We start from the raw sequence: 23,013 nt of genomic DNA on the forward strand, positions 1-23,013 counted from the left end.
CCATATGGATCATCTTTCTGGATACGCGCGCAGGCCATTTGCCTTTGTCTTGCGCTATCTTCGGATGCGAATCGCATCGCATCTGGTGATCCTGGCCGCGGTCGTTGCAGCGGTTGCCTGCTCCGTAGGCACCCAATACGGGGTCAAATCCCTCGTCGACGCCTTGTCAGCGGGTCCTTCGCAAGGCGGCGGCGTATGGCTGGCATTCATTTTACTCATGTCGCTGATCGCCGCCGACAACTTCCTGTGGCGGATCGCGAGCTGGACGGCGAGTTTCACCTTCGTTCGTGTCACGGGTGATTTACGGCGTGACATATTTCGTCATCTGACCGGACACGCGCCCAGCTACTTCTCGGACCGAATGCCCGGCATGCTGACGAGCCGCATCACCGCGACGTCGAACGCGGTGTTCACGGTCGAGAACATGTTCGTCTGGAACGTGTTGCCGCCCTGCATTGCCACAATTGCGGCAATCGCCCTGATTGGAACCGTCAGTCCTTACATGGCACTTGGCCTGATCGTGATTGCCGGCGGCATGGTGGTTGCGATGTTCCGTCTCGCCGCCGCGGGCAAGCCGCTGCACGACGACTTCGCCGACAAGGCCGCCGTGGTCGACGGCGAGATGATCGACGTCATCAGCAACATGCCGCTGGTCCGTGCCTTCTGCGGTATCGGCCACGAGCACGAGCGGTTCGACGCGACGGTGAACCGGGAACTGACCGCGCGGAGCCGCAGCCTGCGTTATCTGGAAAAGCTGCGGCTGCTGCATGCCGCAGTGACCGTGCTTCTGACGATCGCGCTGATGGCCTGGGCAGTCACGCTCTGGCAGCATGGCGAGGCGACGACCGGCGACGTGGTGCTGGTCTGTACGCTCGGTATTTCCATCCTGAGCGCGACGCGCGACCTTGCGGTGGCGCTGGTCGACGTCACCCAGCACGTTGCGCGACTGACCGAGGCGATCGCCACGCTGCTGGTGCCGCACGATCTGCGCGATCACCCCGACGCCGAGCCGCTGGTGAAGAGCGGTGCGGCGATCGCGTACAATAACGTTACCTTCGGCTATCCCGGCGGCGAGAAGATCTTCGAGCGCTTCAGCCTGCGGCTCCAGCCCGGCCAGCGCGTCGGCCTGGTTGGTCAATCCGGCGGCGGCAAGTCTACGTTGTTCACGCTGCTGCAGCGCTTCTACGACACCGATGAAGGCAGCATCACGATCGACGGACAGGACATTTCGAAGGTCACGCAGCTCAGCCTGCGCGAGGCGATCTCCGTGGTGCCCCAGGATATTTCCCTGTTCCACCGTTCCATCCGCGAGAACATCCGCTATGGTAGGCCGAACGCGACCGATGACGAGGTACTGCGCGCGGCGATCGCGGCGCGCTGCGATTTCGTCGAGAGCCTGCCTGATGGCCTCGACACCATGGTCGGCGACCGCGGCGTCAAGATGTCCGGCGGCCAGCGCCAGCGCATCGCCATCGCGCGCGCGTTTTTGAAGGATGCGCCGATCCTGCTGCTGGACGAGGCGACCGCCGCGCTCGACAGCGAATCGGAGGAGGCCATCCGCGAGGCGTTGTCCCGCCTGATGCGCGGCCGCACGGTGATCGCGATCGCGCATCGGCTGGCGACGCTGCGCAATTTCGACCGCGTGGTGGTGCTGAGGGCCGGCAAGATCATCGAGGACGGCGCGCCCGACCGACTGATGCAGGGTCACGGTCCCTACCGTGAGCTGGTGACGCAGGAGATGAGCCGGCTCGCGAAGTTCGCCGCGTAAACCCAACAGTCGCGTTCGCGTTGGTTGCGTTTCGAAACAAGGCGCAGGGGAGCAGCTCATGGCAGCCGAAGCCGTAACCAAGATCATCTCCGTATCGCAGACGGTGGAGGCCGTCGCGGAGCAGACGTTCTACATTCCGATGACGGGGCCCGCCGCGCGGCCGCGGCGGTCCCTGAAACATGACGACACCTTTATCGTGCTCGACAGCCATGGCGACATCGGCGCGTCGGCCGGCGGGCCGGACGGCTTGTTTCACTACGACACCCGCTATCTGGCGCGGCTGGAGCTCGTGCTCGACGATCTCCAGCCGCTGTTGCTCGGCTCCAACCTGCGCGACGACAATTCGGCGCTCACCGTCGATCTCACCAATCCCGACATCTACCGGCAGGGCCGCCTCGTCTTCCAGAAGGACCTGCTGCACATCGTGCGCACGATTTTCCTGTGGCGCGGCACGGCCTATCAGCGCATCGGCGTGCAAAACCACGGCGACGGCCGCGCCAGTTTCGAGCTGACGCTGCTGTTCGACAACGACTTTGCCGATCTGTTCGAGGTCCGCGGCGAGCGCCGTCCGCGCCGCGGGACCGGCACGAGCAAATTGCTCGGGCCGACCGACGTGCTGTTCGAATATCGCGGCCTCGACGACACCGAGCGCACTACGGGCCTGCATTTCGACCCGCGTCCGACGCGGCTGTCGGTGAATGCCGCGACCTGGCAGCTCGAGCTTGACCCTCATGAATCGAAATCGCTGTTCGTAGCCGTATCCTGCAACCGTCCGGTCGCCGAGAAGCCCGCACGCTTCTTCAGGGGCTTGCTCGCCCATCGCCGCGAGATGCGCCGGTCCACGATGGGCGCCGCCAGCATCGAGACCTCTAATAACATCTTCAACGAGGTGCTGTGCCAGGCCATGGCCGACCTCAACATGCTGATGACGGAGACGCCGCAGGGGCGTTATCCCTATGCCGGCATTCCCTGGTACTCGACGACGTTCGGCCGCGACGGCCTGATCACCGCGCTCCAGATGCTGTGGGTCGATCCGCGCGTCGCCAAGGGCGTCTTGCGCCGGCTCGCGCATTTCCAGGCCAAGGCGACAGATCCGCTCGCCGATGCCGCGCCGGGCAAGATCCTGCATGAGATGCGCGGCGGCGAGATGGCGGCGCTGCGCGAGGTGCCGTTCGCGCAATATTACGGCAGTGTCGATTCGACCGCGCTGTTCGTCCTGCTCGCCGGGAGCTATTTCGAACGGACCGGCGACGAGAAGACCTTGATCGAATTATGGCCGGCGATCGAGGCGGGGCTGGCCTGGATCGACGGTCCCGGCGATCCCGACCAGGACGGCTTCGTCGAATACCAGCGCGCCACCGAGAAGGGACTCGCCAACCAGGGTTGGAAGGATTCCTACGACGCGATCTTCCATGCGGACGGCCAGCTTGCGGAAGGCAACATCGCGCTCGCCGAAGTCCAGGGCTACGTCTACGCCGCCAAGCTGCTCGCCGCGCGTTGCGCGCTGCGGCTCGGCAAGCCGGACCGCGTGCGCAAGCTCGAGGCCGAAGCCAGGACGCTGGCCGAGCGTTTCGAGAAGGCATTCTGGTGCGAGGAGCTCGGCACCTACGCGCTCGCCCTCGACGGCAGGAAGCGGCCCTGCAAGGTGCGGACTTCGAACGCCGGCCAGGTGCTGTTCAGCGGCATGATCCGCGAGGACCGTGCCCGCCTCGTCGCCGCCGATCTGATGCGGCCGCATTTCTTCTCGGGCTGGGGTATCCGCACCGTCGCGCAGGGCGAAGTGCGCTACAACCCGATGTCATATCATGACGGGTCGATCTGGCCGCACGACAACGCGCTGATCGCGCTCGGGCTCGCGCGCTACGGCCTCAAGCATTCGGTCGCTCATGTCTTCAAGGGGCTGTTCGACGCCGCCACCTATATGGACTTGCGCCGGTTGCCCGAATTGTTCTGCGGTTTCCGGCGCGAGAAGCGGCGCGGCCCGACGCTCTATCCGGTCGCCTGCGCGCCGCAGGCCTGGGCCAGCGCGACGCCGTTCACGCTGCTGGAGGCGGCGCTCGGCATCGAGTTCGACGTGGCGCGCAGCGAGATTCGCCTGCGCAACCCGCATCTGCCGGCGTTCCTCAACGAGGTGATCCTGCGCGATCTCAGACTCGGCGAATCCAGCGTCGATCTTCGCGTCAGCCGCCACGGCGACGACGTGGCGCTGGAAGTATTGCGCACGCGAGGCCAGATCCAGGTGTCGATCGTGCTGGCGCGCTAGCGGCGCGCGGGGAGAGTGTCATGCGTGCGGTCGGAGCGTTGTTCCTTGGCATAGCCATCGTCGCGGGCCTGGCGGCGGCCACGTCGCGCGCCGCAGAGGAGCCGCCTGCAGGGCAGAGCGAGGCGAAAGCGCCGACGGTACCGTCGCCGACCTCGGCCGTCCCTGTCACGCCGAAGGACGCAGCGCCGCCGCCGTCGGTGACCATCATCGGTGCGAGCGAGGCCCATGGCGTGCTCGGCCGCGACGTGCGTAGCGCCGCGGATGAAGACATGGGCCGCATCGTCGACGTCATCGTCGACCGTGGCGGCCATGTCCGCGCCGCAGCCATCGATTTCGGCGGATTTCTCGGCGTCGGCAGCCGCAAGATCGTGGTGGATTGGAACGCATTGCGCTTCGGCAAGATTGCCAACAAGAAAGACAGCATCACGCTGGAACTGACCAAAGCGCAGGTCGCGGCCGCGCCCGAATACAAGGAAGACACGCCGATCGTCGTGCTCGGCGCATCCGGCAGCCTTCAACCGCTGCAAGCGATCCAGTGAGGTGCCGGGAGGGCTGACCGCCTGTGCTGTTGTCGAGGAAGCCGAACCATGCAGATCGTGACGGCCGCGCCGAGCAGGACAACGTCGCCGCGCCATCGGCCGCGGGCATTCCTGCGCCGTCGCGCCAGAGCCTGCGCGGCCTCGACTGGTTCATCTTCTTCCTCGCCGACGTGCAGACCGGATTCGGTCCCTTCATCGCGGTCTATCTGACGACCCAGAAATGGACCCAGGTCGAGATCGGCCTCGTGCTGTCAATCGGTGGTATCGTCGCGTTGATCGGGCAGATGCCGGGCGGGGCGATCATCGATGCCGCGAAATCGGAGCGACTGGTCGCCGCCCTCGCGATCGCGACCATCGGCGCTTGCGCGCTGGCCTATGCGGCGATGCCGATCTTTCCTGTGGTGGTGGCCGCGGCCACCTTGCACGCGGCGGCGAGCTGCGTGCTGGGGCCGGCGATTGCGGCGATCAGCCTTGGTCTGGTCGGCCCGTTCGCGATCAGCGAGCGGCTCGGCCGCAACGCGCGCTTTGCCTCCCTCGGCAATGGCGTTGCCGCGGCGGTGATGGGTACCGCGGGCTATCTGTTGTCGAGCCGCTCGGTCTTCCTGGTCACCTTCCTGCTCGCGATCCCCACCCTGATCGCGCTCTCGCGCATCCGTGAGAATGAGGTCGACATCGCCCGCTGTCATGGCGAGATGCCGCGCGAATCGGCGGATCGCGGCGACACCAACATCTGGCACCTGATCCGGCAGCGTCCGCTCATCGTCTTCGCGCTCAGCGTGCTGCTGCTGCAACTCGCGAATGCCGCGATGATGCCACTGATGGCGAGTGCAGTGACGGCGCGGTCCGCCCAATGGGCGACAGTGCTCGTCGCCTTTTGCATCGTCGTTCCGCAAGCGATCGTGGCGCTGCTGTCACCGACGGTCGGCCGCAAGGCGCAAGCGTGGGGCAGGCGGCCGCTGCTGCTGATCGGGTTCGGTGCGCTGGCGATTCGCGGCCTGTTGTTTGCGACCGTGCGCGATCCGTATCTGCTGGTCGCCGTGCAGGTGTTTGACGGCATCACCGCGGCGGTGTTCGCGGTGATGATTCCGCTGATCGTGGCCGACGTCGCCTTTGGCAGCGGCCATTTCAACCTGGCGCAGGGCATCGTCGGCACCGCGACCGGCATCGGCGCGTCGCTGAGCACGGTGCTCGGAGGCTATGTCAGCGACAAGTTCGGCAATGCGACCGCCTTCATCGGGCTGTCGGGTGTGGCCGCGACCGGGCTCTTGCTGATTCTCTTCGTGATGCCGGAGACGCGGCGCACGGCATGATTCGCGGCCCAAAGAAAAAGGCCGGCCGAAACGCGTTCGGCCGGCCAAGTGGGTAGGAGGAGGAAGATCAGGCGAAGCTCAAGCGTCGAGATGTTGCAGGCGCTGGCGGTTGCGCAACACGATCTGGCGGGCGCCGGAGAAGCCCAGAATGCCCTGGGCGTGGAGCTGCGACAGCGCGCGCGACACGGTTTCGAGGGTGAGGCCGAGATAGTCGCCGATGTCGCGGCGGCACATCGGCAGCGCCATCATGCCGGCAACGGCGAGGCGGCGGTCCATTTCGAGCAGGAAGGTCGCAACGCGCTCCATCGCGGTCTTGCGCCCCAGCAGCAGCATGTGGTCCTCGGCATGGCGCAGCTCGGAGGCGGTCATGGCCCAGAGCTTGCGGGCGACCTGGACGTCGGTGCCTGCGGCCTTCTCGAGGCTGGCGCGCTTCACGAGACGCACGGTGGTGTCGATGATGGCTTCGGCAGCAAGGCGGTGAGCGGGACCGGATTCGAGGCCGAACACGTCGCCGGGAAGATGGAAGGCGCCGATCTGGCGGCGGCCGTCGGACAGGAGCTTGTAGCTGCTCACTGCGCCGGACACGACCTGGTAGACATATTCGGCCGGCTCGTCCTCGCCATAGATCTCCTCGTCCTTGCGGTAGGAGAACTCGGTGGCGACGAGGCCGACATGGCCGGTGATGGCGCCGAACTGGTCGGTAACGGGATGGCCGGGGGCGATCTTGCCAACAATCTGGGTGTTGATCGCCTGGGTGTTGAGGGTCTGGGTGAGCATCTGCGCCATCTCCGTTGTGATGACGCTTTGGTACGCGGTATCGGGGGCTTCGAAAATTTCGAGCGATATCTTAAGGGGGTCTACCTACGTAGAATCCCGTAGGTCACGCGCGGGAGCGGTCCTGAATCGCGCGGCGAATGCGCTTGATCAGGGTTTCGTCGAGAAGCGGCTTCAAAACCACGTCTTTGACGCCCGCCGCAGCCGCACGGGTCGAGATGTTCTCGTCCGGATAGCCGGTGATCAGGATCACGGGGGCGCCGCGGTCGGCCTCGCGCAGGCGGCCCGCAAGCTCGATGCCGTTGATGTCGGGCATCTTGTAGTCGATCACGTAGCAGTCCGCCCCGGGCGCGCCGCCGGCGTTGAGCAGCGCGGTGCCGCTCCTGAAGGTCCGCACGGCAAAGCCGTCGGTTTCCAGCAGGAACCGCAGAGAGCCCAGGACGGCGGCATCATCATCGACCACGTAGACGGTGGGGAGCGCTGAGGACGACGGCCGCTCGTGATGTGAACCGACCTCGATCATGCTGCTTGGCTAGCACGGCGCCGGGAAGGGGCCTTGACTTGGCTCAATCCCGTTTGCCTCTATCCGACATGCCTCAATCGTTGAGCATGCCGGCGCGCATTGCGAGGCGGACCAGCTCCGACAGGCTGTTGGCTTGCATCTTGGTCATGACGTTGGCGCGGTAGACCTCGATGGTGCGCGGGCTGATGTCGTATTCGCGGGCGATCAGCTTGTTGGACAGGCCCGCGATCAGCCCCTCCATGACCTGGCGCTCCCGGGGGCTCAAGGAGGCGACGCGGGCGGCGATGTCCTGCGTGACGGCGTCGCTCTTGGCGGCGGGCTCGGCCTGGCGGATCGCCGATTCGATCATGGTGGTGAGGCGGTCGTCCTCGAACGGCTTTTCCAGGAAGTCGACCGCCCCCAGCTTCATCGCCTCGACCGCGAGCGGCACGTCGCCATGACCGGTCATGATCAGGATCGGAAACGGGCTCTGCTGCGCCTTCATCCGCTTGAGCAGCTCGATCCCGTCGAGTCCCGGCATGCGCACGTCGGAGACGACGCAGCCGAAGGCGAGGCCGGGCAGGGCATCGATGAAGCTCTGCGCATTGTCGAACAGCGTGACGCCGAAGCCGGCCGAATCCAGCAGGAAGTTCAGCGAATCCCGCATCGCCGCATCGTCGTCGATGACGTAGATATGTCCCTTGGTGGTCATGAATTGGTTCTCGTCAGTCAGTTCTCGGCGGTCGCCGGCAAGGTAAAGCGGAATGTCGCGCCGCCCGATGCATTGCTCTCGGCCCACATGCGGCCGCCGTGAGCCTCGATGATCGAGCGGCTGATGGACAGTCCCACGCCCATGCCGGTTTCCTTGGTGGTGAAGAAGGTCTGAAACAGGTTTGGAATGACGTCGCCCTGGAAGCCGGAGCCGGTGTCGGAGACCTCCACCTCGATCATGTCGTCGGCGACGCGGGTGTTGGCCACGACGAGCTCGCGGCGCGACGACTGCGCCATCGCCTCCAGCGCGTTGCGGAACAGATTGACCAGCACCTGCTGGATCTGCACCCGGTCGGCGAGGACGAGATCGGCGTCGGGATCGAGGCTGAAGCGGAGCTGCACGTTCTGCTCGCGCGCGCCGGCGAGCCCGAGCGCGCCGGCCTCCTCGATCAGCTTGGACAGGCTCTCGACCCGCTTCTCCGACTCGCCGCGCGAGACGAAGTCGCGCAGACGCCGGATGATCTGACCGGCGCGCAAGGCCTGCTCCGCCGCGCGATCCAGCGCGCTTTCGATCTTCGGCGTGTTCGCGTCGGTGCTGCCGGCGAGCAGCCGCCGCGATCCCTTCATGTAATTGCTGATCGCGGCCAGCGGCTGGTTGAGCTCGTGGGCGAGCGCGGAGGCCATTTCGCCCATCGCGGTCAGTCGCGAGACGTGGACCAGCTCGGATTGCAATTCCTGGAGCCGGGCCTGGGTCTGCTGGTGCTCGGTGAGGTCGCGGACGAATCCGGTGAAATAGGGCTCGCCGGCGGATTCCATCTCGCCGATCGACAGGTGCATCGGAAAGGTCGTGCCGTCGCGGCGCTTCCCGGTCACGATGCGGCCGATGCCGATGATGTGCGGATCGTTCGTGGAGCGGTAGCGGGCGATGTAGCCGTCATGGCGGGTGCGATCGGGCTCCGGCATCAGAATGCTGACGTTCTGACCGATCGCCTCGTGCTCGGACCAGCCGAACAGGCGCTCCGCGGCCGTGCTGAACAGCTGCATGATGCCGTGGCCGTCGATGACGATCATGGCGTCGGGAATAGTATGGAGAATCGAGCGGAGGTGGGTCTCGCGCGTGCGTAGCGCCTCCTCGACCTGCTTTTCCTCGTCGATGTCGAGAAAGATGCCGCTGAGATGACGCGCCGTGCCGGCTTCGTCCCGAATGAGTCCGGCCCGGGCGCGGATCCATTGCCCGTTGCCTGAGGTGTTCGCGACCTTGAAAGACACGTCGAAGCTGCCGCCACGCTCGGAAACGCGCTTGATTGCGCTCTCGACCCGCTCCCTGTCCGTCGGTTGAAGCCGCGACAGGAAGAGATCGTAGCTCGCCGGCTGACCCGGCTCGACGCCGAGCAGGGCTCTGGCGGTATCGGACCAATCCAATTCCCGTGTCGCGAGGTCGAGATCCCAGGTGCCGACGCCAAACCCTTCGATCCGAACGCGAAAACGTTCGCCCCCACCGTCGTCCTGCGAGTGCGTTACGCGGGTCGGCGACAAATGATGTTCCTCATCCTGATGCGGCGGCTCCGGACGCGGTTACCGCTCCCCTAATGTCGCCTAAGGCCGGGCCGGAGGCAAGTTCTGTCGGCTTGCCGATTGACGGCAAGTCGGGCGCCGGCGCCCTCCTTGATCTATCTCATCCCGATGTGCGGAGGCAGGCGTAAATTTTCCCAAAGTCTTTGCACTGGAGAATACCGATGACATACGCGACGGTGATGGTCAGCCTGGCGCTCGACCAGTCCAACGAAGCGCGTCTTCAGGTCGCGGGCGAACTCGCCGAACGATTCGAGGCCACGCTCGTCGGGGTTGCTGCAGCCCGGTTTACGCCGCCGCTTTATTTCACCGACGGTGCGGAGGCCCAGCGCCTGATCGATCAGGAGGAGGCCTCAGTCAAGCGGTGTCTGGGCGATCTGGAGGCGGAATTCCGCGCCGCGACCCGGACTCGCGGCGGGCGCGTGGAATGGCGCTGCGCCACGGATTTTCCCACGCGGTTCGTCCTGGCTCAGGCGCGCTGCGCCGACATCATCGTCAGCGGCGGGCAGAGTCCGGCCTTCTCCGATGCCTTTTCGCTCGCAAGCCCCAGGGACTTGGTGATGCAGGTCGGCCGACCGTTGCTGGTGGTGCCTGATCGAATCAACTGGCTCGATCTGCGGAATGTGCTGGTGGCGTGGAAGGACACGCCGGAGGCGCGGCGGGCGGTGGCCGATGCGCTTCCGATGCTGCGCAAGGCAGGAGACGTCACCATCGCCACAATTCCGGAGCGCGACGACGACCGTTCGGTCGTGATGGCCGGCGTCACCGACGTTGCCGCCTGGCTCGCCCGCCACGGCGTCACCGCGGCCGCGCGGATCTGCGAAGGCGCCCGGAACGAAACCGCCGCCGCGCAATTGGAGAAGGTCGCCGGCGACGTCGATGCCGGACTGATCGTTGCGGGTGCCTATGGTCATTCGAGGTTTCGTGAACTGATCCTGGGAGGCGTCACCCAATATCTGGTCACGCAGACCGCCCGCAGCGTGCTGCTGTCGCACTGACGGCCGGCCAGAATCGAATCGAGGAGGACGCGCCGTGTACAGATTTCTTGAACAGACCGTCGACGGCTACATGACGCGCAACGTCAAGGCGGTGCAGCGCGACCGTGACCTGCTCGAGCTCAGCCAGATGTTCGAGACCGACGATTTCAACTCCTATCCGGTCGAGGACGACGGGCAGGTGGTCGGCATCGTCACCAAATTCGACATCCTGAAGTGCTTCGCCTTCACGCCGAGCCAGATGCTGCCGCGCTATCACGACCTGATGAGCCGCAAGATCGGCGACGTCATGACGCCCGAGTTCATCTATGTCAGCCCCGACACGCGGCTGACGCGCGTGCTCCAGATCATGGTGGAGCACCGCATCAGGAGCATCATCGTGCTCGATGGTGCGCAGAAGCTGGTCGGAATCATCGCCCGTGAGGATGTCATCGCGGCGCTGAAGGCGACGGCGCGCGACTGACGCACTATCCCTGATCGATTTCATTGTCGCCTCCGTGATCATACGGAGGCTATTCCCGCTTGCGCGTCACGCCGGGCGGCGTGCTCGTGTGTCGAGATTTCAAGGGAACCAGCAAGATCATCGCCTGCTCCGAAAGAACTTAAGTGCCGCTCTTGATTTCAATCAATTCCGAGTGAGGGTGAATGTGGTTTCTGGCGCTGTGTTCTTTCAGAGAGAATCCGCATGAGCCAGCCCTCCATTTCCAAATCCATGACCATCGGTGAAAGCGGCCTGGCTGTCGTGTTCGCAGTCACCGCTTTCCTCTGCGTGGTCGCTTCGGCCAAGGCGCTCGATGCGCCGTTCGCCTTCCACGCCGCGCTCAGCGCGGCGGCGAGCCTTGCTGCGGTGTTCGTCATCGTCAACCGCTACCTCGACCGTCCGGTGGCGCTGCCGCCACAGGAGATCAACGGGCGCCCGAACTACAACATGGGCCCGATCAAATTCTCCTCCTTCATGGCGATGTTCTGGGGCATTGCTGGCTTCCTCGTCGGCCTCATCATCGCCTCGCAGCTGGCATGGCCTGCGCTGAACTTCGACCTGCCCTGGACCAGCTTCGGCCGCCTGCGGCCGCTGCACACCTCCGCCGTGATCTTCGCCTTCGGCGGCAACGTGCTGATCGCGACCTCCTTCTACGTGGTGCAGAAGTCCTGCCGCGCGCGCCTCGCCGGCGACCTCGCGCCCTGGTTCGTCGTGGTGGGCTACAATTTCTTCATTCTGATCGCCGGCACCGGCTATCTGCTCGGCGTCACTCAATCGAAGGAATATGCCGAGCCGGAATGGTATGCCGACCTGTGGCTGACCATCGTCTGGGTCGTCTATCTGCTCGTCTTCCTTGCCACCGTCATCAAGCGCAAGGAGCCGCACATCTTCGTCGCGAACTGGTTCTATCTCGCCTTCATCGTGACGATCGCGGTGCTGCATCTCGGCAACAACCCGGCGCTTCCCGTCTCGGTGTTCGGCTCGAAGTCCTACGTCGCCTGGGGCGGCATCCAGGACGCCATGTTCCAGTGGTGGTACGGCCACAACGCGGTCGGCTTCTTCCTGACCGCCGGCTTCCTCGCCATCATGTACTACTTCATCCCGAAGCGCGCCGAGCGGCCGATCTATTCCTACCGGCTGTCGATCATCCACTTCTGGGCGCTGATCTTCCTCTACATCTGGGCAGGTCCCCACCATCTGCACTACACGGCGCTGCCGGACTGGACGCAGACGTTGGGCATGACCTTCTCGATCATGCTGTGGATGCCCTCCTGGGGCGGCATGATCAACGGCCTGATGACGCTGTCGGGTGCCTGGGACAAGCTGCGCACCGATCCCGTGCTGCGCATGCTCGTGGTCTCCGTCGCCTTCTACGGCATGTCGACCTTCGAAGGCCCGATGATGTCGATCAAGGTGGTCAACTCGCTCAGCCACTACACCGACTGGACCATCGGCCACGTGCACTCCGGCGCGCTCGGCTGGGTCGGCTTCGTGTCCTTCGGCGCGCTCTACTGCCTGGTGCCGTGGGCCTGGAATCGCAAGGGGCTCTACAGCCTGAAGCTCGTCAACTGGCACTTCTGGGTCGCGACCCTCGGCATCGTCCTCTACATCTCGGCGATGTGGGTGTCCGGCATCCTCCAGGGCCTGATGTGGCGCGCCTACACCTCGCTCGGCTTCCTCGAATATTCCTTCATCGAGACCGTCGAGGCGATGCATCCCTTCTACATCATCCGCGCCGCCGGCGGCGGGCTGTTCCTGATCGGCTCGTTGATCATGGCCTATAACCTCTGGATGACCGTTCGCGTCGGCGAGGCGGAAGTCCAGATGCCCGTCGCTCTTCAGCCGGCGGAATGAGGAGCTCCACCATGTCGTTCTGGACACGCCACCAAATCTTCGAAAAGAACTCGATCATCCTGATCGTCGGCATCCTGCTGGTGATCGCGATCGGCGGGCTCGTCGAGATCACCCCGCTGTTCTACCTCAAGAGCACGATCGAGAAGGTCGACGGGGTCAGGCCCTACACGCCGCTGGAGCTGGCGGGCCGCAACGTCTATGTCCGCGAGGGCTGCTATCTCTGCCACTCGCAGATGGTCCGCCCGCTGCGCGACGAGGTCGAGCGCTACGGCCACTTCTCGCTCGCCGCGGAGAGCATGTACGACCATCCGTTCCAGTGGGGCTCGAAGCGCACCGGTCCCGACCTTGCCCGAGTCGGCGCAAAGTATTCCGACGACTGGCACGTCACCCATCTGACCAACCCGCGCGCGATCGTGCCGCAGTCGGTGATGCCGGGCTATCCGTTCCTCAGCCAGATCGAGGTCGATCCGGATACGATCGCCGACCACATGCGCACGCTGAAGGCCGTCGGCACGCCTTATACGGACGACCAGATCGCCAACGCGGGCGCCGACATGAAGGCCCAGGCCGACCCGGACAATTCCGGCGGCGACGCCTTCAACAAGCGCTACGCCAAAGCCGTCGTGCGCAATTTCGACGGCAAGGCCGGCACGCCGACCGAGATGGACGCGCTGGTCGCGTACCTGCAGATGCTCGGCACGCTGGTCGACTTCAAGATCTACAACGAGAAAGCCAATCTTCGCTGAGAAGGCATGAACGATGAAAGCTATCCTGTCAGTCCATAATCTAGCGTCCGAGCTCGTGACGACGATCTGGACCCCGGTGTTCGTCGCGATCTTTCTCGCGATCATCGCCTACGCATTTTGGCCCCGTAACAAGGCTGTCTTCGACGAAGCAGCGCACCTGCCGTTGCGGGAGGAGTGAGAGACCATGACCGATCATCATAGCGACATCGATTCCGTCTCCGGCAAGTCCACGACTGGACACGAGTGGGACGGTATCAAGGAGCTCAACACACCGCTGCCGCGCTGGTGGGTGATCTCGTTCTACCTCACCATCATCTGGTCGATCGGCTACTGGATCGTCTATCCGGCCTGGCCGCTGATCTCCAGCAATACCACGGGCATGTTCGGCTACTCCTCGCGCGCCGACGTCGCGGTCGAGCTCGCCAACCTCGAGAAGATCCGAGGTGACAAGATGGCGGCGCTGGGCGTCGCCTCGCTCGCCGACATCGAGAAGGACCCAGCCTTGCTGGCGCTCGCCCGCGCCAAGGGCAAGACCGTGTTCGGCGACAATTGCGCGCCTTGCCACGGCTCGGGTGCCGCCGGCGCCAAGGGCTATCCGAACCTGAACGACGACGACTGGCTGTGGGGCGGCACGCTCGACCAGATCATGCAGACCATCCAGTTCGGCGCGCGCTCCGGTCATGCCAAGACCCATGAGGGCCAGATGCTCGCCTTCGGCAAGGACGGCGTGCTGAAGGCCGACGAGATCGTCACGGTCGCCAACTACGTGCGGTCGCTGTCGGGCCTTTCGACCCGCAACGGCTTTGATGCCGCCAAGGGCGAGAAGATCTTTGCGGAGAATTGCGTCGCCTGCCACGGCGACGGCGGCAAGGGCAATTTGGAAATGGGCGCCCCGAACCTCACCGACAAGATCTGGCTCTACGGCTCCGACGAAGCGGCTCTGATCGAGACCATCAGCCAGGGCCGCGCCGGCGTGATGCCGGCCTGGGAAGGGCGGCTCGATCCCGCCACCATCAAGGCAATGGCGGTCTACGTCCATTCGCTGGGCGGTGGAAAATAGCAGATCTCGCTGCAGACGGGGGTGAACAAAAGTGCCCCCGTTTGCGCTGGATCAACTGACGCGGCGGTGTCGGGTCTAGGTTCAATCGCACCTTTTCGAGAAGCACCAGGCGATGAACAAGACCGTGAACCCCAAAGACCTCACATTGGACGATGACAACGGGCCGCTCTACGCAGCCCACAAGAAGGTCTATCCCCAGAGCGTCTCCGGCACGTTCCGCCGGATCAAATGGAGCCTGATGGCGATCTGCCTCGGCGTCTATTATTTCCTGCCGTTCGTGCGCTGGAACCGCGGACTCGGCGCCCCCAGCCAGGCGGTGCTGATCGATCTTCCCAATGGCCGCTTCTACTTCTTCTTCATCGAGCTGTGGCCGCAGGAGGTCTACTACTTCACCGGCCTGTTGATCGTGGCCGCGGTAGCGCTGTTCCTGATGAACTCGGTCGGTGGTCGCATCTGGTGCGGCTATCTCTGCCCGCAGACGGTCTGGACCGACCTGTTCTATGCCGTCGAACGCCTGGTCGAGGGTGACCGGCGCGAGCGGATGAAGAAGGACAAATCGTCCGACCCGTTGAAGCTCGAGCGGATCTCCGAGATCGTGCTCAAGCATTCGATCTGGCTCATGATCGCCTGGTGGACCGGCGGCGCCTGGGTGCTCTACTTCAACGACGCGCCAACCCTGGTGAAGGAGCTCGTCACCTTCCAGGGCCCGATGATTGCCTATGTCTGGATCGGAATCCTCACGGCGACGACCTATCTGCTCGCCGGCTACATGCGCGAGCAGGTCTGTACCTATATGTGCCCGTGGCCGCGCATCCAGGCCGCGCTCACCGACGAATGGGCGCTGAACGTCACCTACCGCTACGATCGCGGCGAGAAGCGCACCTCGGTCAAGAAGGCCGCCGAACTGCGCGCGCTCGGCGAGCAGGTTGGCGATTGCGTCGATTGCTACCAATGCGTCGCGGTTTGCCCGACCGGCATCGATATCCGCAACGGACCGCAGATGGAATGCATCCAGTGCGGCCTGTGCATCGACGCTTGCGACAACGTCATGACCAAGATCGGCCGGCCGAAGCGACTGATCGGTTACGACAACGACATCAACATCCATCGCCGCCAGGAGGGCAAGGCGCCGATCTACCGGATCGTCCGGCCCCGCACCATCGTCTACAGCGCGATCATCGCGGCCATCGGCGGCTTCATGGTCTACACGCTGGCGACGCGCCGCCTGCTCGACGTCAACGTGCTGCACGATCGCAATCCGGTTGCGGTCAAGCTCAGCGACGGCTCGATCCGCAACGCCTACACGGTGCGCCTGCTGAACAAGAGCGGCTACGACCGCGCTATCGCCATCGACGTGGAGGGGCCAGCCAACCCCACGATGCATGTCGTCGGCGTCGATTCGGTGACGCCTGATAGGCCGATCATCGTGATTCCGCGCGACTCCACCAGTGAGCTGCGGCTGCTCGTCACCGCGCCGGCCGAGAACAATCCGGAGAAGTCGATTCCCGTCCGCTTTCACGTCATGGACATTGGCCTCGGCGTCGCCGCGAGCGCCGTCGACAATTTCGTCGCGCCGTAGATCCAGGAGACTATCATGGCATCCAAGCCGCTGACCGGAACCAAGGTCTTCCTGATGCTGGTCGCCTTTTTCGGCCTCGTGATCGGCGTCAACGTCACCATGATGAAGCTCGCGATCGCGACGCTGCCCGGCACCGAGGTCGACAGCCCCTATGCCGCGGGACTGACCTATGATCGCGAGATCTCGGCAGCGCAGGACCAGACCGCGCGCAAATGGAAGGTCAACGCCCATATCGAGCGCCGCAGCGACGGCGGTGCCTTGCTTCAGGTCGAAGCACGCGATGCCGGCGGCCAGCCGATCGCCGGACTTAAATTCGGCGGCCGGCTGGAGCGGCCGACCGACAAGCGCGCCGATCTCGCCGTCGAGCTCACCGAAGCCGGCATCGGCCTCTATCGCGGCAATGCCGCCTCCGTCGCGCCGGGCCAATGGGATCTGGTGATCGAGGGCGAGGCGCGGGGGACGCGCGTGTTCCTGTCGCGTAATCGCGTGATCCTGAACTGAAGGACTTCGACATGCACGTCACGCGGGATTTTTCGCACTACGTCCGGGCTGCGGCCGAGGGCGTCCAGCACATCGATCTCGCGGTGGAAGGCGTTCATTGCGCCGGATGCATGGCCAAGATCGAACGCGGCCTGTCCGCCATTCCTGACGTCACGCTGGCGCGCGTCAACCTCACCGACCGCCGCGTCGCGCTGGAATGGAAGGCTGGCACGCTCGACCCAGGTCGGTTCATCGATCGCCTCGAGGAGCTCGGCTACAAGGCCTATCCGTTCGAGACCGAGAGCGCGGAAGCGTCCGAGGTCGCCGAATCACGTTTCCTGCTACGCTGCCTCGGCGTCGCCGCCTTTGCCACCATGAACGTGATGATGCTGTCGATCCCGGTGTGGTCGGGCAACGTCTCGGACATGCTGCCCGAGCAGCGCGACTTCTTCCACTGGCTGTCGGCGCTGATCGCATTGCCGGCGGCGGCCTATGCCGGCCAGCCGTTCTTTCGCTCGGCCTGGCGTGCGCTGTCGGCGAAGACGACCAACATGGACGTGCCGATCTCGATCGGCGTGATCCTCGCGCTCGGCATGTCTGTAGTCGAGACCATCCACCACGCCGAGCACGCCTATTTCGACGCGGCGATCATGCTGCTGACCTTCCTGCTCGTCGGCCGCTTCCTCGACCAGAACATGCGGCGGCGGACCCGCGCGGTCGCCGGCAATCTCGCGGCGCTGAAGGCGGAGACGGCCGCGAAGTTCGTCGGCTCCGACGAGATCTCGCAGGTGCCGGTGGCCGCGATCCATCCGGGCGACATCGTGCTGCTCAGGCCCGGCGAGCGCTGTGCGGTCGACGGCACCGTGATCGAGGGCCGTTCGGAGATCGACCAGAGCCTGATCACCGGCGAGACGCTCTATGTCACGGCCGGGCAGGGCGCGCCGGTCTATGCGGGCTCGATGAACATCTCCGGCACGTTGCGGGTGCGGGTCTCGGCGGCGTCCGAGGCGACGCTGCTCGCCGAGATCACGCGGCTGCTCGACAACGCGCTGCAGGCGCGCTCGCGCTACATGCGGCTTGCCGACCGTGCTTCGCGTCTCTACGCGCCGGTGGTGCATGCGACCGCGCTTCTGACCATCCTCGGTTGGGTCATCGCCGGCGCGTCCTGGCATGATGCGATCGTGACGGGCGTTGCCGTGCTGATCATCACCTGTCCCTGCGCGCTGGGGCTCGCCATTCCGACCGTGCAGACGGTCGCCTCCGGCGCGATGTTCAAGTCCGGGGTGCTGCTGAATTCCGGCGATGCGATCGAGCGGCTGGCCGAAGCCGACCATGTCATCTTCGACAAGACCGGCACGCTGACGCTGCCCGATCTCGAAGTGATGAATGCCGCCAATATCCCCGCCGACATCTTCGAACTCGCCGGCCGGCTCGCGCTGTCGAGCCATCATCCGGTCGCCGCCGCCGTGGCGCAGGCGGCCGGCGCCAGATCGCCTGTCGTCGGTGCGGTCGAAGAGGCCGGGCAGGGCGTCCGTGCGACCGTGGAGGGCGTCGAGCTTCGCCTCGGCCGCCCCTCCTTCTGCGGTGCCGAGGCGCTGGTTGGGAGCGCCGTTGTCGATCCCGAAGCTTCCATCGTCGCTTTCAGCAAGGGCAGCGAAAGGTTCATCCTCTCGGTCCGCCAGGGCCTGCGTCCGGATGCGCAGGCCGTGATCGCGGCGCTGAAGGCGCGCAACATCGGCATTGAGATTCTCTCCGGCGATCGGGAGCCGGCAGTGATCGCGGCGGCCCATGCGCTGGGCATCGCGGAATGGCGTGCCGGCGTCACGCCGGCCGACAAGATCGCGCGGATCGAGGAATTGAAGCGGCGCGGCGCCAAGGTGCTGATGGTTGGCGACGGCATGAACGACGCGCCTTCGCTGGCGGCAGCCCATGTTTCGATGTCGCCGATTTCGGCGGCGCATTTGAGCCAGGCCACCGCCGATCTCGTCTTCCTCGGCCGGCCGCTGGCACCGGTGGTTGCCGCCATCGACGCCTCGCGCAAGGCGCTGCATCTGATGCGGCAGAATCTCTGGCTTGCGATCGGCTACAACGTGCTCGCGGTGCCGGTTGCGATCAGCGGCGTCGTGACGCCCCTGATCGCGGCGGCGGCCATGAGCGGATCCTCGATCCTGGTGATGCTGAATTCGCTGCGCGCGCGTAGCGCCTCGCGGGAGATCTTGTGATGGAGATCCTGGTCATCCTGGTCCCGCTGGCGCTGATGCTCGGCGGCGCTGGTCTCGTCGCCTTCCTGTGGTCGCTCAGAAGCGGCCAGTACGACGATCTCGACGGCGCCGCCTGGCGCGCCATCGCCGACGACGAACCGCCGCAGGAAGTGCCGGCCAAGCGCTAGCGCTTCAGTTTCAGTGCGAGCAGGCCAGCGGCCGCAAGGGCTATGCCCACGCCAGTCATGCAAGCGTGCCAGCCGAAGGCATCGAACAGTCGGCCGAGCACGGCGGTGCCGACTAGACCCCCACAGAAGTAGCACGCTAGATAGGTGCCGCTGGCGACGCCGCGGTGCTCGGTCGCCGTCTGTCCGACGAAGCCGGTCGCTGCCGCCTGCGCAAAGAAGGTTCCGACCGCGACCAGCACCATCCCGGTGAGCACTTCAGGTAGCCGCCCAGTCAGCATCAGTGGCAGCCCGATGCCGGCAACGGCGAGCGAGCCCCAGATCGTCGGGCGTGCTCCGATGCGTGAGGCAACCCGCCCCGCCAGCAATGTCGTGACGACCGAGGGCAGGAACACCAGGTAGACGAGGCCGAGATCCATCATCCCGAGCGACAGCGGCGGCCGGACCAGAACGAAATTGACGAAGGTGAAGGTGCCGATGAAGGCGAACAGGATGCAGAATCCGATACCGAAGGCCGCGCGCAATCGCGGATTGCGCCAATGCGCCATCGTGGCGGCCAGCGGCGATGCCGCCGGCGCCGCCGCATGCATCGGCGGCACGCGCCTGATCGTGAAGTAGACCAGCACTGCGCCGGCCAGATTGAGCGCTGCGAACAGATAGAAATTCCAGGCGAGGCCCAGGCCGTCGGCAATTGCGGCCGAGATCAGCCGGCCGACGAGGTTGCTGGCGACATTTCCGGTGATGTAGGCGGCAAAGGCGCCGCCGGCGTCCATCGCGCTGCATTGCTCGCCGAGATGAGCCAGTGTCAGCGCGAAGGCCGAGGCCATGCACAGGCCCTGCGCGACGCGCAGGGCGGTGAAGACGGCGAGATTTGGCGCGATCGCCAGCAGGCCGGTCGGGAGCGCCAGCAGCATCAGGCTGAGCAGGATGCCGGTACGGCGGTCGATATGCGGGCTGAGAAAGCCAATCACGAGGCTGGCTGCGGCCATGCCGAACGTGCTGGCGTTGACGGCAAAGCTCATCGCCGCGGGCGTGACGTCGTAATGGCGTGTGAGCGAGGGCAGGATCGCCTGCGTTGCGAAGAGATCGACGACGGTCAGGAACGCAGTGAGGCCGATCACGAGCGAGCGTAGCGCCAGACCCGGCGCCTGCGCCTCCATCGTCATGGCGGCCGGTTTGATCGGCGCGGAAAGATCGGTCATGGCGATTGTCCTGTAGGGATGCGGCGCCCGGGGAAAGTCCGGGCGCCACCTCTCGTAACGAAATGCGATGGGGCCGGTCGGTTACATGTGGTGGTCGTTGGGATCCTTGCGGACATCGCCGACATAGAGAATGACGGTCTCCTTGCCGAGGTTCTTCCACCAATGCGAGGTGCCGTGAACCTCGGGGCGGATGTCGCCGGCCTTGTGCACGATCGGATCGACGCAGTTGGAGGCGTATTCGACGATCTCGCCCTGTTGCACGAAAATGAGAGCGGGGCGGTCGTCATGGCTATGCCAGGGCACGATGCCGCCGGGCTCGATGGTCAGCTTGCGGAAGCGCAGCTCGCGGCCCTCGATATGCGCCGGCTGCTTGCCGAGGTCGATCGCGCCCAGCGTGACGTCGGTCACCCCGACGGGTTTGTAGTCGACCATCTGCTGGGCGTTCGGCTTGATCTTGCCGGCCGGACATTCGCCGGCAACGACCGGCTGCGCCGAGAGCGACAGCGCGCCGACGATGGCAAGGCCCGGCCAGATCAGACGCGACAAGGCATGGCTCTTGGACATGGAAAGGTCTCCTGTGTTGGCCGCAACCCCGCTGGTCGCCGGCGATGACGGGAGCTTCATCGAGATCGCGTCCATCCTGAAATGCCGGCTTGCTCTCGATGCGATAGCGGCGCGCTATGTCGATGCGCAGCGGCTATCGATCCGATTGGGCAATGGCATTTCCGCTTTCGTAGCATCCGGCGTTCGATGACAGGGCGCCCGATTGGCGGGCGTTCACGTCAATTTGGAGGAGCACCCCATGCCGAAATTGTCCAAGACCCTAATCGCCACCGCCGCGTTTGCGGTCATCGCCACCTCGGCTTTTTCGGAGGCCGCCTGGGACTTCAAGGCCGGGATGGCCTATGTCTATGGCGGCCCCGGCAAGATGTCGGCGATGGCCATGGCGCCGGCCGAGAAGAACCACGAGGCGATGATGAAGAACGCCAAGAAGGTGCCCGACAACACCGTCTTCTTCATGAGCAATGGGTCGATGTACACCACCTCGGGACGGCTCGATCCGACCGGCAATTTCTACGTGAACTGAACGGGCCCTGGCATCGTGGCCGCCCCCTTGCGGGCGGCCGAACCGGGAAACTAATATTCGCCGAAGGGAATGCCGGAGCAGAAAGATGACAGCTCTCTCGCCAGCCGACGCGGAACAGCTCAGGCTTGCCTTCCAGCGCTGCCGCGACATGGACGGTACGCTGAACGATCAGCTCCGCGCCTATGCCGATGCCAGCCGTGAGGTCTTTCCGGCGTATGGTGAGGCCGTCGATCGACTGGTGGCGAGATTGGGCGGGAACGGCGGTGGTGAAACCGCGCCGCGCCCGGGCGATGCGATGCCGCCGTTCATGCTGCCGGACGAGTCCGGGCGTCTCGTCACGTTGCCGTCGCTGCTGGAGCGCGGTCCGCTCGCCGTGATGTTCTTCCGCGGCCATTGGTGTCCCTATTGCCGGCTCAATGTCCGCGCGGTGGTTCAGGCGCTCGATCGCATCGAGGCCATGGGTGCGCAGATCGTTGCAGTGATGCCGGAGACGCAGGAATACACGAGGCAGCTCAAGGCTGAATCCGGCGCGCCGTTTCCGATCCTGACCGATCTCGATAACGGCTATGCGCTGTCGCTCAATCTCGCGATCTGGCTCGGCGCCGAGATCCAGGACCTGTTGTCCTACCAGGACATGGCGAAATTCCACGGCAATGACGGCTGGATGCTGCCGATCCCGGCCGTGTTCGTGGTCGGCCGCGACGGGATCGTGAAGGCCCGCTTCGTCGATCCCGATTTCCGCAAGCGCATGGAGATCGATGATCTGCTCGCAGCGCTAGAGAGCGCGGACAGGGAGAACTGAGCGCTCGCGACACGGGCTTATCCCGCAATCTCCCGCCAGTCGGCGCCGCGCAGCATGCGCATCACGGCGTTGGCGACCGCCGTGCGCTGCCGCCCGGCGACCCCGTAAAGGCTGACGGTGCGGCGGGCGTCGAGCCCGGTGACCGTGGCGCGCGTCAGCGTCTGCGGCAGGGGCGAGGTGTGCGGAATCATGGCGACGCCGATGTCGGCCTCGACCAGCTCGATCACGTCGCGCTCGCTCGAAATCTCGTGGCCATGCTCGATGCCGTGCTCACGCAGGCTGGCGGAGATGCGGCGCGAGTGCTCGCAGAAGGTCCGGCTCAGCAGTTGTTCCGAGCGCAAATCGTCCAGTTCGATGCTGCTGCGTCCGGCCAGCCGATGTCCGTCGCCAACGACGAGCTCGAAGCTCTCAGTGAACAGCGGCCAGGCGTCGAGCCGGTCCCAGGCCTCGTCGATCTCGGCGGCGATGCCGAGCTCGGCCTCGCCCTTCTTCAGGAATTCACCGACCTCGCGGCTCGTCCCGCGCAGGAAGCGCAGTTCGAGCCGGTTGAACTGCCGCCTGATCTCGTTGAGGTGGGGAATGAGCAATGCCAGATCGATCGAATGGGTCAGAGCGATACGGAGCGCGCCGACCTCTCCGCTTTTGAACGAAGAGGCGAGTGAGCGCGCGCCGGCGGCGGCGTCGAAGCATTGCTTCAGGAGCGGATGCATGCGCTGGCCGAGCTCGGTCAGTTGCGCGGCCGGCCGCTCGCGGCGGAACAGGTCGCCGCCAAGCTCGGCCTCGAGCTGCTTGATCGCGCGCGTGAGCGAGGGTTGCGTGACGTTGCACTCCTCCGCCGCGCGCGTGAAATTGAGCAGCTGCGCTACCGCGAGGAAATAGCGGACCTGATGCATTTCCATGGA

23 protein-coding genes are annotated in these 23,013 nt (G+C 65.1%); 16 read left to right on the forward strand and 7 right to left on the reverse strand.

What is annotated here, in order from left to right; genetic code table 11:
- Positions 1 to 4: 4 nt before the first annotated feature.
- From GGD61_RS25775 to GGD61_RS25790, 4 genes are read left to right on the forward strand one after another with little or no spacing between them, the layout of a single operon-like run.
- Complete coding sequence (locus GGD61_RS25775; RefSeq protein ID WP_092259756.1) at positions 5 to 1,768, forward strand: ABC transporter ATP-binding protein; 1,764 nt, start codon at positions 5 to 7, stop codon at positions 1,766 to 1,768.
- A 58-nt stretch (positions 1,769 to 1,826) separates the two neighbouring features.
- Entirely contained in the window at positions 1,827 to 4,031 is a 2,205-nt protein-coding gene (locus GGD61_RS25780; protein WP_183231496.1) for an amylo-alpha-1,6-glucosidase, read from the forward strand.
- Positions 4,032 to 4,051: 20 nt separating this feature from the next.
- On the forward strand, positions 4,052 to 4,570 hold the full coding sequence (locus GGD61_RS25785) for a PRC-barrel domain-containing protein (RefSeq protein WP_177237263.1): 519 nt from the start codon (positions 4,052 to 4,054) through the stop codon (positions 4,568 to 4,570).
- Between the two features lie 23 nt (positions 4,571 to 4,593).
- A complete protein-coding gene (locus tag GGD61_RS25790) occupies positions 4,594 to 5,880 on the forward strand; it encodes an MFS transporter (RefSeq protein ID WP_092259752.1) in 1,287 nt (428 codons plus the stop codon).
- 78 nt (positions 5,881 to 5,958) lie between these two features.
- Here the strand turns inward: GGD61_RS25790 and GGD61_RS25795 are convergent, their stop codons facing one another.
- The 4 genes from GGD61_RS25795 to fixL all read right to left on the reverse strand — a co-directional run bounded on the left by GGD61_RS25795 (position 5,959) and on the right by fixL (position 9,403).
- Positions 5,959 to 6,657, reverse strand: a complete 699-nt coding sequence (locus GGD61_RS25795; protein WP_026202804.1) for a helix-turn-helix domain-containing protein — start codon at positions 6,655 to 6,657, stop codon at positions 5,959 to 5,961.
- A 103-nt stretch (positions 6,658 to 6,760) separates the two neighbouring features.
- On the reverse strand, positions 6,761 to 7,177 hold the full coding sequence (locus GGD61_RS25800; protein ID WP_092259750.1) for a response regulator transcription factor: 417 nt from the start codon (positions 7,175 to 7,177) through the stop codon (positions 6,761 to 6,763).
- 73 nt (positions 7,178 to 7,250) lie between these two features.
- Positions 7,251 to 7,868 carry a response regulator FixJ gene (gene fixJ, locus GGD61_RS25805; RefSeq protein WP_018322736.1) on the reverse strand — a complete coding sequence of 206 codons (618 nt, stop codon included), beginning with the start codon at positions 7,866 to 7,868 and terminating at the stop codon, positions 7,251 to 7,253.
- 17 nt (positions 7,869 to 7,885) lie between these two features.
- Positions 7,886 to 9,403 (reverse strand): sensor protein FixL, encoded by a 1,518-nt coding sequence (fixL, locus tag GGD61_RS25810; protein WP_018322737.1) that lies wholly within the window; start codon positions 9,401 to 9,403, stop codon positions 7,886 to 7,888.
- A gap of 200 nt (positions 9,404 to 9,603) precedes the next feature.
- Here fixL and GGD61_RS25815 point away from each other — a divergent pair, with 200 nt between their 5' ends.
- From GGD61_RS25815 to ccoS, 10 genes are all read left to right on the forward strand, one after another.
- Complete coding sequence (locus GGD61_RS25815) at positions 9,604 to 10,437, forward strand: universal stress protein (RefSeq protein ID WP_092259748.1); 834 nt, start codon at positions 9,604 to 9,606, stop codon at positions 10,435 to 10,437.
- 34 nt (positions 10,438 to 10,471) lie between these two features.
- Positions 10,472 to 10,897 carry an HPP family protein gene (locus GGD61_RS25820; RefSeq protein WP_092259746.1) on the forward strand — a complete coding sequence of 142 codons (426 nt, stop codon included), beginning with the start codon at positions 10,472 to 10,474 and terminating at the stop codon, positions 10,895 to 10,897.
- 222 nt (positions 10,898 to 11,119) lie between these two features.
- Positions 11,120 to 12,769: a cytochrome-c oxidase, cbb3-type subunit I gene (ccoN, locus tag GGD61_RS25825; RefSeq protein WP_018322740.1), complete on the forward strand. Its 1,650-nt coding sequence runs from the start codon at positions 11,120 to 11,122 to the stop codon at positions 12,767 to 12,769.
- Positions 12,770 to 12,780: 11 nt separating this feature from the next.
- Positions 12,781 to 13,515 (forward strand): cytochrome-c oxidase, cbb3-type subunit II, encoded by a 735-nt coding sequence (gene ccoO / locus GGD61_RS25830; protein WP_092259744.1) that lies wholly within the window; start codon positions 12,781 to 12,783, stop codon positions 13,513 to 13,515.
- 13 nt (positions 13,516 to 13,528) lie between these two features.
- Positions 13,529 to 13,693, forward strand: coding sequence for a cbb3-type cytochrome c oxidase subunit 3 (locus GGD61_RS25835; RefSeq protein WP_018322742.1), 165 nt, complete (start codon positions 13,529 to 13,531; stop codon positions 13,691 to 13,693).
- A 6-nt stretch (positions 13,694 to 13,699) separates the two neighbouring features.
- The gene (ccoP, locus tag GGD61_RS25840; RefSeq protein WP_018322743.1) at positions 13,700 to 14,575 is read left to right on the forward strand and encodes a cytochrome-c oxidase, cbb3-type subunit III; all 876 of its coding nucleotides are present in this window, start codon (positions 13,700 to 13,702) and stop codon (positions 14,573 to 14,575) included.
- A 112-nt stretch (positions 14,576 to 14,687) separates the two neighbouring features.
- A complete protein-coding gene (gene ccoG, locus GGD61_RS25845) occupies positions 14,688 to 16,154 on the forward strand; it encodes a cytochrome c oxidase accessory protein CcoG (protein WP_092259742.1) in 1,467 nt (488 codons plus the stop codon).
- A 15-nt stretch (positions 16,155 to 16,169) separates the two neighbouring features.
- Positions 16,170 to 16,655 carry a FixH family protein gene (locus GGD61_RS25850; protein WP_092259740.1) on the forward strand — a complete coding sequence of 162 codons (486 nt, stop codon included), beginning with the start codon at positions 16,170 to 16,172 and terminating at the stop codon, positions 16,653 to 16,655.
- A gap of 11 nt (positions 16,656 to 16,666) precedes the next feature.
- The gene (locus tag GGD61_RS25855; protein WP_183231497.1) at positions 16,667 to 18,856 is read left to right on the forward strand and encodes a cation-translocating P-type ATPase; all 2,190 of its coding nucleotides are present in this window, start codon (positions 16,667 to 16,669) and stop codon (positions 18,854 to 18,856) included.
- Positions 18,856 to 19,023: a cbb3-type cytochrome oxidase assembly protein CcoS gene (ccoS, locus tag GGD61_RS25860; RefSeq protein WP_018322747.1), complete on the forward strand. Its 168-nt coding sequence runs from the start codon at positions 18,856 to 18,858 to the stop codon at positions 19,021 to 19,023. The genes GGD61_RS25855 and ccoS overlap by 1 nt, the downstream gene beginning before the upstream one ends.
- On the opposite strand, the gene GGD61_RS25865 is transcribed toward ccoS, so the two are convergent.
- Together GGD61_RS25865 and GGD61_RS25870 are read right to left on the reverse strand one after the other, a co-directional pair.
- Positions 19,020 to 20,222 (reverse strand): MFS transporter, encoded by a 1,203-nt coding sequence (locus GGD61_RS25865; protein ID WP_092259736.1) that lies wholly within the window; start codon positions 20,220 to 20,222, stop codon positions 19,020 to 19,022. The genes ccoS and GGD61_RS25865 overlap by 4 nt on opposite strands.
- 81 nt (positions 20,223 to 20,303) lie before the next feature.
- Positions 20,304 to 20,786: a cupin domain-containing protein gene (locus tag GGD61_RS25870; protein WP_183231498.1), complete on the reverse strand. Its 483-nt coding sequence runs from the start codon at positions 20,784 to 20,786 to the stop codon at positions 20,304 to 20,306.
- 238 nt (positions 20,787 to 21,024) lie between these two features.
- Between GGD61_RS25870 and GGD61_RS25880 the strand changes: the two genes are divergently transcribed.
- Together GGD61_RS25880 and GGD61_RS25885 are read left to right on the forward strand one after the other, a co-directional pair.
- Positions 21,025 to 21,309, forward strand: coding sequence for a hypothetical protein (locus tag GGD61_RS25880; RefSeq protein WP_026202807.1), 285 nt, complete (start codon positions 21,025 to 21,027; stop codon positions 21,307 to 21,309).
- Positions 21,310 to 21,394: 85 nt separating this feature from the next.
- The gene (locus GGD61_RS25885; protein WP_092259734.1) at positions 21,395 to 22,111 is read left to right on the forward strand and encodes a peroxiredoxin-like family protein; all 717 of its coding nucleotides are present in this window, start codon (positions 21,395 to 21,397) and stop codon (positions 22,109 to 22,111) included.
- A 17-nt stretch (positions 22,112 to 22,128) separates the two neighbouring features.
- Here GGD61_RS25885 and GGD61_RS25890 read toward each other — a convergent pair whose 3' ends face one another.
- Positions 22,129 to 23,010, reverse strand: coding sequence for a LysR family transcriptional regulator (locus tag GGD61_RS25890; protein ID WP_177237261.1), 882 nt, complete (start codon positions 23,008 to 23,010; stop codon positions 22,129 to 22,131).
- Between the last annotated feature and the right edge of the window lie 3 nt (positions 23,011 to 23,013).

It is taken from the genome of Bradyrhizobium sp. SBR1B, assembly GCF_014198205.1.
GTDB lineage: Bacteria > Pseudomonadota > Alphaproteobacteria > Rhizobiales > Xanthobacteraceae > Bradyrhizobium.

Bases quoted from the DNA above. Each gene is read 5' to 3' on its own strand.
- GGD61_RS25880 (WP_026202807.1), top strand. From the start codon at position 21,025: ATGCCGAAATTGTCCAAGACCCTAATCGCCACCGCCGCGTTTGCGGTC.
- GGD61_RS25865 (WP_092259736.1), bottom strand. From the start codon at position 20,222: ATGACCGATCTTTCCGCGCCGATCAAACCGGCCGCCATGACGATGGAG.
- GGD61_RS25780 (WP_183231496.1), top strand. From the start codon at position 1,827: ATGGCAGCCGAAGCCGTAACCAAGATCATCTCCGTATCGCAGACGGTG.
- GGD61_RS25870 (WP_183231498.1), bottom strand. From the start codon at position 20,786: ATGTCCAAGAGCCATGCCTTGTCGCGTCTGATCTGGCCGGGCCTTGCC.
- ccoO (WP_092259744.1), top strand. From the start codon at position 12,781: ATGTCGTTCTGGACACGCCACCAAATCTTCGAAAAGAACTCGATCATC.
- GGD61_RS25850 (WP_092259740.1), top strand. From the start codon at position 16,170: ATGGCATCCAAGCCGCTGACCGGAACCAAGGTCTTCCTGATGCTGGTC.
- GGD61_RS25795 (WP_026202804.1), bottom strand. From the start codon at position 6,657: ATGCTCACCCAGACCCTCAACACCCAGGCGATCAACACCCAGATTGTT.
- GGD61_RS25775 (WP_092259756.1), top strand. From the start codon at position 5: ATGGATCATCTTTCTGGATACGCGCGCAGGCCATTTGCCTTTGTCTTG.
- fixJ (WP_018322736.1), bottom strand. From the start codon at position 7,868: ATGACCACCAAGGGACATATCTACGTCATCGACGACGATGCGGCGATG.
- ccoN (WP_018322740.1), top strand. From the start codon at position 11,120: ATGAGCCAGCCCTCCATTTCCAAATCCATGACCATCGGTGAAAGCGGC.
- GGD61_RS25815 (WP_092259748.1), top strand. From the start codon at position 9,604: ATGACATACGCGACGGTGATGGTCAGCCTGGCGCTCGACCAGTCCAAC.
- GGD61_RS25885 (WP_092259734.1), top strand. From the start codon at position 21,395: ATGACAGCTCTCTCGCCAGCCGACGCGGAACAGCTCAGGCTTGCCTTC.
- GGD61_RS25890 (WP_177237261.1), bottom strand. From the start codon at position 23,010: ATGGAAATGCATCAGGTCCGCTATTTCCTCGCGGTAGCGCAGCTGCTC.
- GGD61_RS25835 (WP_018322742.1), top strand. From the start codon at position 13,529: ATGAAAGCTATCCTGTCAGTCCATAATCTAGCGTCCGAGCTCGTGACG.
- ccoP (WP_018322743.1), top strand. From the start codon at position 13,700: ATGACCGATCATCATAGCGACATCGATTCCGTCTCCGGCAAGTCCACG.
- ccoG (WP_092259742.1), top strand. From the start codon at position 14,688: ATGAACAAGACCGTGAACCCCAAAGACCTCACATTGGACGATGACAAC.
- GGD61_RS25785 (WP_177237263.1), top strand. From the start codon at position 4,052: ATGCGTGCGGTCGGAGCGTTGTTCCTTGGCATAGCCATCGTCGCGGGC.
- ccoS (WP_018322747.1), top strand. From the start codon at position 18,856: ATGGAGATCCTGGTCATCCTGGTCCCGCTGGCGCTGATGCTCGGCGGC.
- GGD61_RS25855 (WP_183231497.1), top strand. From the start codon at position 16,667: ATGCACGTCACGCGGGATTTTTCGCACTACGTCCGGGCTGCGGCCGAG.
- GGD61_RS25800 (WP_092259750.1), bottom strand. From the start codon at position 7,177: ATGATCGAGGTCGGTTCACATCACGAGCGGCCGTCGTCCTCAGCGCTC.